11 protein-coding genes are annotated in these 11,902 nt (G+C 70.7%); 2 read left to right on the top strand and 9 right to left on the bottom strand.

All coding sequences use genetic code 11. The features are described 5' to 3' along the window. Position 1: 1 nt before the first annotated feature. From ABZT49_RS26145 to ABZT49_RS26135, 3 genes are all read right to left on the bottom strand, one after another. On the bottom strand, positions 2-1,702 hold the full coding sequence (locus tag ABZT49_RS26145; RefSeq protein WP_355290409.1) for a Cache 3/Cache 2 fusion domain-containing protein: 1,701 nt from the start codon (positions 1,700-1,702) through the stop codon (positions 2-4). 514 nt (positions 1,703-2,216) lie between these two features. Then, complete coding sequence (locus ABZT49_RS26140; protein WP_355290407.1) at positions 2,217-2,459, bottom strand: hypothetical protein; 243 nt, start codon at positions 2,457-2,459, stop codon at positions 2,217-2,219. 186 nt (positions 2,460-2,645) lie between these two features. Beyond that, on the bottom strand, positions 2,646-2,954 hold the full coding sequence (locus tag ABZT49_RS26135) for a DUF6894 family protein (RefSeq protein ID WP_355290405.1): 309 nt from the start codon (positions 2,952-2,954) through the stop codon (positions 2,646-2,648). A 395-nt stretch (positions 2,955-3,349) separates the two neighbouring features. On the opposite strand from ABZT49_RS26135, the gene ABZT49_RS26130 reads away from it, so the two are divergent. Continuing rightward, entirely contained in the window at positions 3,350-3,649 is a 300-nt protein-coding gene (locus ABZT49_RS26130) for a hypothetical protein (RefSeq protein ID WP_355290403.1), read from the top strand. Positions 3,650-3,692: 43 nt separating this feature from the next. Here the strand turns inward: ABZT49_RS26130 and uraH are convergent, their stop codons facing one another. Continuing rightward, positions 3,693-4,076 carry a hydroxyisourate hydrolase gene (uraH, locus tag ABZT49_RS26125; RefSeq protein ID WP_407943573.1) on the bottom strand — a complete coding sequence of 128 codons (384 nt, stop codon included), beginning with the start codon at positions 4,074-4,076 and terminating at the stop codon, positions 3,693-3,695. A 152-nt stretch (positions 4,077-4,228) separates the two neighbouring features. On the opposite strand from uraH, the gene ABZT49_RS26120 reads away from it, so the two are divergent. Continuing rightward, positions 4,229-5,584, top strand: a complete 1,356-nt coding sequence (locus ABZT49_RS26120) for an 8-oxoguanine deaminase (protein WP_355290399.1) — start codon at positions 4,229-4,231, stop codon at positions 5,582-5,584. 6 nt (positions 5,585-5,590) lie between these two features. On the opposite strand, the gene ABZT49_RS26115 is transcribed toward ABZT49_RS26120, so the two are convergent. From ABZT49_RS26115 to glmM, 5 genes are all read right to left on the bottom strand, one after another. Further along, positions 5,591-6,295, bottom strand: a complete 705-nt coding sequence (locus tag ABZT49_RS26115; RefSeq protein WP_355290397.1) for an aspartate/glutamate racemase family protein — start codon at positions 6,293-6,295, stop codon at positions 5,591-5,593. 111 nt (positions 6,296-6,406) lie between these two features. After that, positions 6,407-7,795 (bottom strand): M20/M25/M40 family metallo-hydrolase, encoded by a 1,389-nt coding sequence (locus ABZT49_RS26110; RefSeq protein WP_355290395.1) that lies wholly within the window; start codon positions 7,793-7,795, stop codon positions 6,407-6,409. A 374-nt stretch (positions 7,796-8,169) separates the two neighbouring features. Then, positions 8,170-9,009 carry an outer membrane beta-barrel protein gene (locus ABZT49_RS26105; RefSeq protein ID WP_355290393.1) on the bottom strand — a complete coding sequence of 280 codons (840 nt, stop codon included), beginning with the start codon at positions 9,007-9,009 and terminating at the stop codon, positions 8,170-8,172. Positions 9,010-9,182: 173 nt separating this feature from the next. Next, positions 9,183-10,115, bottom strand: a complete 933-nt coding sequence (locus ABZT49_RS26100; RefSeq protein ID WP_355290391.1) for an outer membrane beta-barrel protein — start codon at positions 10,113-10,115, stop codon at positions 9,183-9,185. A gap of 270 nt (positions 10,116-10,385) precedes the next feature. Then, the gene (gene glmM / locus ABZT49_RS26095; protein WP_355290389.1) at positions 10,386-11,729 is read right to left on the bottom strand and encodes a phosphoglucosamine mutase; all 1,344 of its coding nucleotides are present in this window, start codon (positions 11,727-11,729) and stop codon (positions 10,386-10,388) included. Positions 11,730-11,902: the final 173 nt, after the last annotated feature.

Here is an 11,902-nt window from a genome sequence, read left to right as displayed (position 1 = left end):
CTCAGGCCGCGACCTGCCGCAGGAAGCGCTCGACCTCGGCGTCGAGCCGCGCGGTGAGCCCGTCGACCTCGCGGGCGGCGGCGTCGACCGTGCCGGCGGCGCCGGCCGTGTCGCGGGCCGCCCCGATCACCGTGGCGAAGTCGCGCGCCATGGCGCGGGAGGCCTCCGCCGCCCCACCGGCGCTGCGGGAGATCTCCTGCGTCGCCGCACCCTGCTGGGTCACCGACGCGGCGATGCCGGCGGTGGTCTCGTCGATGTGGTGCATCCGGGCGCGGATCCGCGCCAGGGTGGCGGCGGTCTCCTCGGTGGCACCGCGCAGGCCGCTGACCTGCCGGGTGATCTCCTCGGTCGCCTGGGCGGTCTGCCCGGCGAGCGCCTTGACCTCGGCGGCGACCACCGCGAAGCCGCGGCCGGCCGCACCCGCCCGGGCCGCCTCGATCGTCGCATTGAGCGCGAGCAGGTTGGTCTGCGCGGCGATGGCGTCGATCAGCGCCACGACGTCGCCGATCTGGGCCGAGGCCCGGACCAGCTCGCCAACCCGGCTGTCCGCGGCCTGCGCCTCGACGAGGGTCGAGGCGGTGCTCTCCCGCGCCCGGGCGACCTGGCCGGTGATGTCGCCGACCGAGGCCGACAGCTCCTCCGCGGCGCCCGCCACCGTGGCGACATTGCCGGCCGCGGCCTCCGACCGAGCGGAGGCCGCCGCGATCGCGCTCTCGGACGCCTCGGCCTGCGCCGTCATCGCGCCGGCCCGCTCGCTCAAGCCCGCGACGCGCTGCCCGAGGGCCGCGACCAGGGAGGCCACCTCGCCCCGGAAGGCCGCCACCGCCGCGTCGCGCGCGGTGCGCCGGCGTTCCGCGGCCTCGCTCCCGCGCCGGCCCTCCTCCTCGAGGGCGAGGGCGCGCCGGCTGGTTTCCCGCAGGGTCTCGAGGGCCTTGGCGACGGCGCCGATCTCGTCGCCCCGCCCGGCATGGCGGATCGGGGTCGCGAGGTCGCCGGCGGCAAGGCCGGAGACCCGCGCCGCGATGTCGACGAGGGGCCGCACGAGGCGCCGGGCCACCAGGGCCGCCACCAGGCAGGCCAGCAGCGCGATCACCCCCGCCGCGAGGGTGATGGCGCGCATCGCCGCCGCATGGGTCGCGTAGGATTCCTCGACCGGCACCCCGACATAGAGCACGCCGCTGACGCGGCCGCCGGCGTCGCGGATCGGCTGGTAGATCGTCTGGAACGGGCGGCCGAACAGCGTCACCTCGCCGCGAAACGCCTCGCCGCGGCGCAAGGCGCCCTGCGCCGGGCTGTCCGCCGCCAGGGCCGTGCCGACCGCGCGCTCGCCGTTCTCCCGGCGCACCGTCGTCACCCGACGGATGAAGGCGTCCTTGGTGGAATCGTAGGCGAACACCGTGGCGCTGCCGCCGACATAGGCGACGGACTCGTCGACCACCGAGGCGTCGGCGAAGTCGGTCAGGGCCGGTGCGGTCACCGCCCTCACCTGCCCGCCCTCGACAATCGCCGTCGCCCCGGGCACCCGGCCGGCGAAGATCAGGGCGAGCGTGCGGCCGTTCTGCTGCGCCCGCTCCAGGTCCTGCCGCTGCAGGTCGCGCCAGACCTGTCGCGATGCCGCCATCCACATCGCCGCCGTCGTCATGACGATCGCGCAGGCGACGATCATGACCAGCTTCGCCGTCATTCCGACGCGATTTTTCATATGCCGTTCCTCTGATTCAGGTAACGGTTATCCGAGAGACATTGACATTTTGTATCGCTGAAACGCGCCGATACATTGCATGATGATAGATATTACAATGAAATATTGTCAGTCATAGTAGCATGATGAAGCATTGACGAGAGCGGGCCCACTGCGGCCGGGTCGCAGGGCTTAGAAAATTTTCCTAGATATCGATAGTTTCAGCGCCGAGACGAAACGGCCGCCATGGACTTTCCGGCGCCGCCGAAGACTGGCGACCGAGGCGGGACCGGTGCTGCGATCGTCCGTGCGGCCCGGTGAATACAGCGGGAGGCGGCGACCGAACCTCGCCGACGGCAATCCCGGATCGCGAGGGATCTCCATGCCGCCGTCGACGCGCGCGTGCCGGGCGTGGCCGCTCGAGGGTGGGCGGGGCACCTCGGGCCCCGCCTCGGAGAGCTCGGCTCATCCGTCCCGCGCCCCGGGCGCGGACTCACAACCCTTCTCTGCCCGCGCCTGTCGGCGCGGAGGAGATTCAAGCCTTCTTCTTCGCCCTCGACTTGGGGGCGGCCTTGGCGGCCTTGGCAGCCGCGGCCGTCTCAGCCTCCTCGGCCTCGCGTGCGAGACGCAGGGCCTTCAGGCGGGCCATGTTGTCGTCGCGGCTACGCTCTGCGCTGGCGAGGTCGGACCAAGCCTGCGCCGCCATCTCGGCCTGCATCTGGGCCCGCGCCGCGCGGGTCTCGGCCTGTCCGCGCGCGGTGCTGTCTTGGGTCGCCATGACGTCATCCCTCTTGCGAGGCGCGGGCGAGCCGCAGCCTCGGAGAGGGCGCCGGGCCGAACGGGCCGCCGTGTGCGGCCCGCCCCCGGCGCCCTCTCATCATATAGGGCGCGGCGGACAATTGTCATGCATTCGGCCCCGGCCGGGCCGGAGGACGACCGCCCCACCGGCCGCGACGGAGGCGCCTCACTGGGCGTTCGGCCCCTCGTGGTGCCGCGGCTCCTCCTGATGCCGCAGGTCCTCGGGCGCATCGCCCGCCAGGGCCTCGGCGAAGGGGAATTCCAGCACCACCTCGCCGGCCTCGTCGGTCACCACGAGGCTCGCGGCGAGCAGCCGGTCCTGGTTCCCGCTATGGCTCATCTTGGGATCGTCCATCATCGCGCGGATGATCGCGCGCGAGGCCTCCCAGGCGTGATCGGGATCGCGCAGTTCTTCACCGTTCAGATCGGTGATCACGTCCTCGCCGATGTGAGTGTTGAAGAAGTATCGAGGCATGGGCAATCCTTCCGGCCGGACATTCATCCTACCTGCCCTGTTCGCCCCTCCGGGACCAGTCCCCTGATCGGGGGATGCTAGGCCGATTTCGACGCGTGTCCCCGATTGGGGATCGAGAATGACGAGTCCCATCGTCGGCTCCTGTGCAACGCGCCCCGCCGCCCGGACCCAGTGAGGCTGCAACTTGTGGCGGAGATGAGGCCTTGCGTGCAATCCAGCGCCGAGTACCCCGCGCGAGTGACGCCGAAAAGCGGCAAGAGGGTGATTCCCTCGGCTATCGTCCTCTTGCGCCGGGCTCGCGATTCAGCTTTCCTGAGCGTGGGAAAGCGACGGAACGCTAGGTCATCGAATACCGGCGCCGCTCGGCTTCGCCCAAGGGAGCCTCGAAACGTCCGATGCTGTGGCGCATCACCCACTGGAGCCGCAAGCCGTCCGCGCCCTTTCTCGTCGGCGGGTTCGACCCGATCTACTATCTCGGCAAGAATCCGGACGTGGCGGCCGAGGGCTGCGACCCCCTCGAGCATTACCTGCATTTCGGCTGGCGCGAGGGCCGGGATCCGTCCGCCGAGTTCAGCACCAGCGGCTACCTCTCGGCCAATCCGGACGTCGAGCGGGCGGGCGTGAACCCGCTGCTCCATTACCGCGAGCACGGCCTCGCCGAGCGCCGGCGCGGCTGGCAGAAGCCGGGCGCCTGATCCAGGTCCCCGGTCTCGAAGGTCCTTCCGGCGGGAGACTCCGTCAGCTGCCCCGATAGGTGCTGTAGGCGTAGGGCGCGATCAGCAGCGGCACGTGGTAGTGGTCCAGGCCGGGCCGGACCACGAAGCGCACCGGCACCTCGTCGAGGAAATCGCCGGCGCCGGCATCGCTCTGCCCGGCGAAATACGCGCCGACCGCGAAGACGATCTCGTAGATGCCCGGCGCCAGCGCCGCGCCGGCGAGCAGGGGCGCGTCGCAGCGGCCGTCCGCGTTGGTGAGGGTCCGGGCGACCTGCTCCCGCGTGCCGTCGGTGAGGCGCCAGAGCTGCACCGCCACCCCGGCGGCCGGGCGGCCATGGGCGGTGTCGAGCACGTGGGTCGTCAGGCGCGGCGTCGCGGGGCTCATGGTCCCGGAGCTTAAGGGCATCGACATCGCTCGGATCTCCGCTCTCGGCCTCATGCCTTGGCCTCTTGCCTGGAGGCTCAGGGGGTGCCCGAGGGCTGCCGCTCGGTCAAGCGCGGCTTGACCCGTGCCGGCCGGCGCGCCCAGCATGCGGCCCGATCCTGCCGGAGTCCCGCATGGCCACGCTTCTCCTGCGCAACGCCGACCGCCTCGTCACCATGGACGACGACCGGCGCGAGATCGAACGCGGCTTCGTGCTGATCGAGGCGAACCGGATCGTCGCGGTCGGCGGGCCCGAGGCGGCGCCGGAGACCGCCGACACGGTGGTCGACCTCGCCGGCCACGTGCTGCTGCCCGGCCTCGTGAACACCCACCACCACATGTACCAGTCGCTCACCCGCGCCGTGCCGGCGGCGCAGGACGCGGACCTGTTCGGCTGGCTGAAGGCGCTCTATCCGATCTGGGCCCGGCTCACGCCGGAGATGGTGCGGATCTCGACGCAAACCGCGATGGCCGAATTGATGCTGTCGGGCTGCACCACGTCGAGCGACCACCTCTACCTCTATCCGAACGGCTGCCGCCTCGACGACAGCATCGAGGCGGCGGAGGCGATCGGCCTGCGCTTCCACGCCGCCCGCGGGGCGATGAGCCGCGGCGAGAGCGCCGGCGGCCTGCCGCCCGACGCGCTGGTCGAGGACGAGGCCGCGATCCTCGCCGACACGCGCCGCCTGATCGAGGCCTGGCACGACCCGGCCCCTTACGCGATGCGCCGGATCGTGGTGGCGCCGTGCTCGCCCTTCTCGGTCAGCGAAGGCCTGATGCGGGATTCAGCCGCCCTGGCGCGGGCCTACGGCGTCTCGCTCCACACCCATCTCGCCGAGAACCAGGACGACGTCGCCTACAGCCGCGCCCGCTTCGGGATGACGCCGGCCGAGTACGCGGCCGATCTCGGCTGGGTCGGGCCGGATGTCTGGCACGCCCACTGCGTCAAGCTCGACGAGGACGGGATCCGGCTGTTCGCCCGCACCGGCACCGGGGTCGCGCATTGCCCGTGCTCGAACATGCGGCTCGCCTCCGGCATCGCTCCGGTGCCGCGGATGCGCTGCGAGGGCGTGGCCGTCGGCCTCGGCGTCGATGGCTCGGCCTCGAACGATGGCGGCCACCTGCTCGGCGAGGCGCGCCAGGCGATGCTGCTCGCCCGCGTCGGCTTCGGGCCCGCGGCGATGACGGCCCGCGAGGCCCTGGAGATCGCGACGCTGGGGGGCGCCCGGGTGCTCGAGCGCGACGATATCGGGGCCCTGAAAGTCGGCATGGCCGCCGATTGCGTCGCCTTCGATACGCGGGGGCTTGGCGTCGCCGGCGCCCTGCACGATCCGGTCGCCGCCCTGGTGTTTTGCGCGCCGCCGGGCGTAGGCTTGAGCGTGATCAACGGGCGGGTCGTGGTGCGGGACGGGCACCTGCTGACGCTGGACGTGCGCGCGCTGGCTGAGCGGCACAATGCTCTGAGCCGGCGCCTCGTCGACGGCGCGTAGCGGGGATCAGAGGTCCGCCAGCGCCCGCTCGACCGCCGCCTCGGCATGCAGCGCCGTGGTGTCGAACAGCGGTACCGGGCTGTCCTCCGGCCGCACCAGCAGCATGATCTCGGTGCAGCCGAGGATGATCGCTTGCGCGCCCCGCTCCACCAGCCGGGCGATGACCGCCCGGTAGGCCTCGCGCGAGGCCGGCAATGCGTGCCCCTGGACCAGCTCCTCGTAGATCACCCGGTGCACCTCCGCCCGGTCGCCGGCCTCGGGCACCAGGACGTCGAGGCCGTGGCGCGCCGCGAGCCGGCCCTTGTAGAAATCCTGCTCCATGGTGAAGGCGGTGCCGAGGAGGCCGACCCGGGACAGGCCGGCGGCGCGGATCCGCCCGGCGGTCGGGTCGGCGATGTGCAGCAAGGGCAGGCCGATCGCCGCCTGCACCTGGTCGGCCATGCGGTGCATGGTGTTGGTGCAGATCACCACGAAGTCCGCCCCGCCCCGCTCCAGCCGCCGGGCGGCCGCGACCAGCTCGTCCGTTGCCTCGTCCCAGCGCCCGGCATGCTGCAGGGCCTCGATCTCGCCGAAATCGAACGACCACATCAGGCAGCGCGCCGAGCGCAGGCCCCCGAGGCGGGCGCGAACCGTCTCGTTGATGATGCGGTAGTATTCGGCCGAGCTCTCCCAGCTCATCCCGCCGATCAGGCCGATGACCTTCTGCTGCATGTCCGGTCTCCTCGCGATCGACGATCCGTGCCGGAGAGGCCTGCCGCCGGTCGCCCGGCGGCAAGGTGTCCACGCACGAGAACTGCCGCCGGTCGTCCGGCGGCAGGTGACTCAGCCCTGCTTCGCGAGCGCCGCCAGGATCCGTGCCCAGGAGCGGGTGCCCTTGTGGAAGCTCTGCAGGTCGTACTTCTCGTTCGGGGAATGCACCCGGTCGTCGTCGAGGCCGAAGCCGACGAGCAGGGTGTCGAGGCCGAGCGTGCGCTTGAAATCGCCGACGATCGGGATCGAGCCGCCCGACCCGATCGTCACCGGCGCCCTGCCCCATTCCTCGGCAAGCGCGCCCTTGGCGGCTTCCAGCGCCGGCATGCCGTGGGGGAGCGCCAGCGCCCGCGAGCCCTTGTGGGTGACGACCTCGACCTCGCAATCGGCCGGGATGCGCTCCTGGACGAAGGCGCGGAAGTTGCGGTCGATGGCCTCCGGATCCTGGTCGCCGACGAGGCGGAACGAGATCTTGGCGCTCGCCTTCGCGGCGATCACCGTCTTGGTGCCCTCGCCGGTGTAGCCGCCGATGATGCCGTTGGCGTCGCAGGTCGGGCGGGACTGGATCTGCTCGATCAGCATCCGGTCGCGCTCGCCGGCGGGCACGCTCAGGCCGACGGTGCCGAGGAAGCTCTCAGGCGTCAGGTCGAGGCCGCGCCACTGCTCCAGCACCTCCGGCGGCGTCTCGTGCACGCCGTCGTAGAAGCCCGGCACGGTCACCCGGCCCTGGTCGTCGTGCAGGTCGGCGACGATGCGCGAGAGCACCCGGATCGGGTTGGCGGCAGCCCCCCCGAACAGGCCCGAATGCAGGTCGCGGTCGGCGCAAGCGACCGTGACCTCGAAATAGGCGAGGCCCCGCAGGGACGAGGTGATGGCCGGGGTGTCGCGGTCCCACATCCCGGTGTCGCAGACCAGCGCGACGTCGGCCTTCAGCTCCTCCCGGTTCGCCGCGACCCATTCGGGCAGGAACTTCGAGCCGACCTCCTCCGCCCCCTCGATCAGGAGGGTGACGCCGACCGGCAACTCGCCGTCGATCGCCTTGAAGGCCCGACAGGCCTCGACGAAGGTCATCACCTGGCCCTTGTCGTCGCAGGCGCCCCGGGCGCTGATGACCTTGCGGCCGTCGGCCAGCACCGCCATGCGCGGCTCGAAAGGCGGCGTCTCCCACTCGTCCAGGGGATCGACCGGCTGCACGTCGTAATGGCCGTAGAACAGCACGTGCGGCGCGCCGGGCTTGGGGTAGTGGCCGAGCACCACCGGATGGCCGCCGGTCTCGCGCAGGGACGCCTCGAAGCCCATGGCAGCGAGGTCGCCCTTGAGCCACTCAGCCGCCTTCCGGCACTCCGCCGCGTAGGCCGGATCGGTCGAGATCGACGGGATGCGCAGGAAGGCGAACAGCCGCTCCAGGGAATTGTCGAGGTCGCGGTCGATGTCGTTGAGGATCCGGTCAAGCGCGGCCATGCGGTGTCTCCGGTCTGGCCGGGCCCCCTGGCCCGGCGCTCACCGCGCCATCACTAGCGCAGCGGGCCGGCGGCCAGAAGCCGTCAGGCACAGCCGAAGGCGCATGGCCGGTGCATGGACGATGGGCGGGCTCATGCGAGCCTGCCGGCTTGGCCTCCACCGGGTCTACCACCCTCCTCGTCATCCCGGGGCCGCGCAGCGGAACCCGGGATCCATAACCGCCGAGAGTGCAACACAAGGCTGAGCGCGCACCGCCTGGTTCGGTATCCTCAGCGGTTATGGATCCCGGGTTCTCGACGTCGTCGAGCCCCGGGATGACATTGAGAGAGATCGGCGTCTGCGCCAGATCACCGGCGCGACGAGCTGCAAGGATCTCAGTACGTCAGGCCGCCGAGGCCCGGCAGGGCGAGGCCGTTGCCGAAGGCCCAGCGCAGGCCGACCCGGAACTCGTTGGCGGCGATGTCCTTGATGCGGGTATTCTGGTTGTAGGCGTCGAAGCCGGTGCGGGCCTTGCCGACCTCGAGGTAGCGGTAGCTCGCATCGATGCTCACGCCGGCGCCGATCTCGTAGGAGATGCCCGCCATCGCCGCCCAGGCGAGGCCGATCGCCGTGTGGTTGGCGCGGGCGTCGTAGCCTTGCGCCCCGATCTTGTAGCTGCCGTCGACGCCGCTGCCGCAGGCGGTGGTGAAGCAGGTCGTGCCGGTCCAGGCATCGTGGAAGCGGTTGCTCGCCATGCCGACGCCGGCGCCGATATAGGGGGTGAAGCCCCACCAGGTGCCGAGATCGACGTAGACGTTGAACAGGCCGGTCAGGACGTCGAGCTTGCCGGCCTCGGTGTTGAAGCCCTCGACGAAGTTGGTGCGCGAGGAATAGTCGCGGAAGCGGCTGCGGGTGCGCCCGTCGATGGTGACGTCCGCCCGCAGGAAGCTGTTGAAGCGGTAGCCGATGCCGCCACCGTAGCCGTCGGTGTTGCCGAGGCGGAAGCCGACGAGCTTGGCACCGTCGGTGCCCGGCAGGGTGTCGTCCTTCGGGTGGCGGAAGTCGCTCATCGTGTAGTCGCCGCGCAGATACCAGCCGGAGCCGATCTCCACCGGGGCCGGAAGCGGCGGCGGCGGAGGGGGCGGAGGCGGCAGCAGATCGGCGGCGAGCGCGGGCGCGCCGATGAGGCCGAGCCCAAGGGCCGCGACCGGAAGAGAGAGACCGAACCGTGACATGGGGCGCCCTTTCCTGCCCCTTCGGCTCCTCGGCCGGGGCGAAATACGCGAAACTAGGAGTGGGACCGTTTGTCCGATGGCTTACGTAACGTAAGAAGATGAGCGGCGACTTAATCCTGATCATCTGCCGCCGTTATTTCCGGCGCGGACGCGCCGGAAATAGGTCGTGGGCCTCAGTACTTGCGCACCAGCGGCATCATCGGAGGCGGCGGCGGCTCGTAGGTGGCGGCGAGCACCGGGGCGCCGAACATCCAGCGCATGCCGAGCTTGATATCGTGAGACTCGATGTCCTTGACCTTGATCGGGGTCAGGGTGCTGCCGCAGAAGCAGTTCAGCACGCCGGTGCTGCCCTCGCCGAGGTTGAGGTAGCGGTAGGCCAGTTCGAGCTTCAGGTTCGGCGTGACGGCGTAGGACAGGCCGGCATGCAGAGCCCAGGCGAAGCTCGTCTTCATCTGAGTCTTGTAGGTGCCGCCGCTGATGTTCTGGTATCCGAACTTGCCATAATCCGGATAATCCGCGTAGGTGTAGCTACCGGTGATCTGGCTCGTCTCGGACAGGCCGGAGAAGCGGTGGAACGCCGCGCCGACGCCGGCGCCGATGAACGGCGTGACACCGTAATAGGTGCCGAGATCGGCGTAGCCGTTCACCAGGACGACCGCGGCCGAGTAGTTGCCGTTGGTGGTCTCGTTGGTGGTCTCGTCGTGGTCGCGGCGCAGGCCGGCCTCGTCGTAGGTCGAGTAGGACGACTTGATGCGGTCGTTGGTGCGGAAGCCGCTGGAGAAGCGGTACTCGCCGGTCACGTCGCCGCGCAGCCAGGAATTGAACTGGTAGCCGACGCCGATGCCGGCGAAGCCGCCGCCGCCGAGATCGGTGTTGTAGTAGTTGACGACGTCCGGGCTCGGCACGGTCGAGAGCTTCGGCCGGGTGTAGATGCTGGCGCCGACATCGCCGCGCAGGTACCAGCCGCCGCCGAACTCGACCGGCGGGGGCGGCAGCGGCGGGGGCGGAGGCGGCAGGAGGTCGGCGGCGTGGACGAGCCCCGGCGCGGCCACGCTCGCAGCGAGCGTGAAGATGCGCGCCAGCGCGAGTGGCTTGCTGCGGCCCATGACGGTTCCTTGTGTGAAGGGCCGCAGGGAGGGCGGGCGGCCGTTCTGGAAGACGTCACGACTGTCGCCGGGTTCGGTAAACCCGCGCTTAACGTTAAGCCTTAGGGCTGAGAAAGTGTTGCTCTTGATTGATTGGGCTGCACCGTCAGACCGAGCCCGAAGACGCGGCCGCGGGATGCGCAAGTCATGCGAGCAGGCCCGTCAATCGCTCGCGCTGCGGGTGTAGCGGCGGGAACGGAGGACACCGCCTCCGTCCCGCTCCGTTCTCGATCAGGCCGCGACCTTCCGCAGGGCTTCGACGACGTCGTCGACCACCCGCACCACGAGGTCGCGGTCGTCGCCCTCGGCCATCACCCGGATCACCGGCTCGGTGCCGGAGGGCCGGATGACGAGGCGGCCGCCCTCGCCCAGGCGCTGCCGCGCGCCCTCGATGGCGGTGACGACGGAATCCTGGCGCAGGGGCTCGCCGCCGACGCCGTAGCGCACGTTCTTGAGCACCTGCGGCAGCGGGTCGAAGCAATGGCAGACCTCGCTCACCGGGCGCTGCTGCCGCTGGACCACCGAGAGCAGCTGGAGCGCCGCCACCAGCCCGTCGCCGGTCGTGGCGTAGTCGGACATGATGATGTGGCCGGATTGCTCGCCGCCGAGGTTGTAGCCGTGCTCGCGCATGTGCTCCAGCACGTAGCGGTCGCCGACGGCGGTGCGGACCATGCCGAGGCCGAGGCCCCCAAGATAGCGCTCAAGGCCGAGATTCGACATGATGGTGGCGACGATGCCGTTCTTCGACAGGCGGTCGTCCTCCTGCCAGGAGCGGGCGACCACCGCCATCAGCTGGTCGCCGTCGACCCGCTGGCCCTTCTCGTCGACCACCAGCACCCGGTCGGCGTCGCCGTCCAGCGCGATGCCGATATCGGCGCGCAATTCGCGCACTTTGGCGACCAGGGCCTCGGGCGCCGTCGAGCCGACGTCGCGGTTGATGTTGAAGCCGTCCGGCTCGGTGCCGATGGCGATCACCTCGGCGCCGAGCTCCCAGAGGGTTTCGGGCGCCACCCGGTAGGCGGCGCCGTTGGCGCAATCGACCACCACCCGCAGCCCGTCGAGGGTCAGGTTGCGCGGCAGGGTGCGCTTGGCGAACTCGATGTAGCGGGCGTGCACGCTCTCGATCCGCTTGGCCCGGCCGAGATCGGTGGAGCCGGCGAGCCGGGTGTGCAGGCTCGAATCAATCAGCCGCTCGATCTCGCGCTCGACCTCGTCGGAGAGCTTGAACCCGTCGGGGCCGAAGAGCTTGATGCCGTTATCCTCGAACGGATTGTGCGAGGCCGAGATCATCACCCCGATATCGGCGCGCATCGAGCGCGTCAGCATCGCCACAGCCGGCGTCGGCATCGGGCCGAGCTGCAGCACGTCCATCCCGACCGAGGTGAACCCGGCGATGAGCGCGGTCTCGATCATGTAGCCCGACAGGCGGGTGTCCTTGCCGATCACGACGCGGTGGCGATGGTCCCCGCGCTGGAACACGAGGCCGGCGGCCTGCCCCACCTTGAGCGCGAGTTCCGGCGTGATGACGCCGTTGGCCCGGCCCCGGATGCCGTCGGTCCCGAAATACTTGCGCACGGCTGTCTTCTCCCTGTCCCGTTCCGGGCCATCCCGGCCGCCGGCGGGCGGCGCCGCGCAAGGCCGGTGCCGCCGTTCCGAACGGCCGTCACACGTGGTCTGGGTTATTTTGAGGCTGTCCCGCAACGGGCGAAGGGCGGCGGGATTGCTCCCGCCGCCCCTGGTTGTGAAAA

This window comes from Methylobacterium sp. EM32, from assembly GCF_040593685.1.
Classification (GTDB): domain Bacteria; phylum Pseudomonadota; class Alphaproteobacteria; order Rhizobiales; family Beijerinckiaceae; genus Methylobacterium.
Note: the sequence above shows the minus strand (reverse complement) of the source record. Positions and strands in the feature narration are given on the sequence as shown.

What these genes read in the sequence shown, in the direction of transcription:
- ABZT49_RS26145 (WP_355290409.1), bottom strand. Translation starts at nt 1,702, where the DNA reads ATGAAAAATCGCGTCGGAATGACGGCGAAGCTGGTCATGATCGTCGCC.
- ABZT49_RS26140 (WP_355290407.1), bottom strand. Translation starts at nt 2,459, where the DNA reads ATGGCGACCCAAGACAGCACCGCGCGCGGACAGGCCGAGACCCGCGCG.
- ABZT49_RS26135 (WP_355290405.1), bottom strand. Translation starts at nt 2,954, where the DNA reads ATGCCTCGATACTTCTTCAACACTCACATCGGCGAGGACGTGATCACC.
- ABZT49_RS26130 (WP_355290403.1), top strand. Translation starts at nt 3,350, where the DNA reads ATGCTGTGGCGCATCACCCACTGGAGCCGCAAGCCGTCCGCGCCCTTT.
- uraH (WP_407943573.1), bottom strand. Translation starts at nt 4,076, where the DNA reads ATGCCCTTAAGCTCCGGGACCATGAGCCCCGCGACGCCGCGCCTGACG.
- ABZT49_RS26120 (WP_355290399.1), top strand. Translation starts at nt 4,229, where the DNA reads ATGGCCACGCTTCTCCTGCGCAACGCCGACCGCCTCGTCACCATGGAC.
- ABZT49_RS26115 (WP_355290397.1), bottom strand. Translation starts at nt 6,295, where the DNA reads ATGCAGCAGAAGGTCATCGGCCTGATCGGCGGGATGAGCTGGGAGAGC.
- ABZT49_RS26110 (WP_355290395.1), bottom strand. Translation starts at nt 7,795, where the DNA reads ATGGCCGCGCTTGACCGGATCCTCAACGACATCGACCGCGACCTCGAC.
- ABZT49_RS26105 (WP_355290393.1), bottom strand. Translation starts at nt 9,009, where the DNA reads ATGTCACGGTTCGGTCTCTCTCTTCCGGTCGCGGCCCTTGGGCTCGGC.
- ABZT49_RS26100 (WP_355290391.1), bottom strand. Translation starts at nt 10,115, where the DNA reads ATGGGCCGCAGCAAGCCACTCGCGCTGGCGCGCATCTTCACGCTCGCT.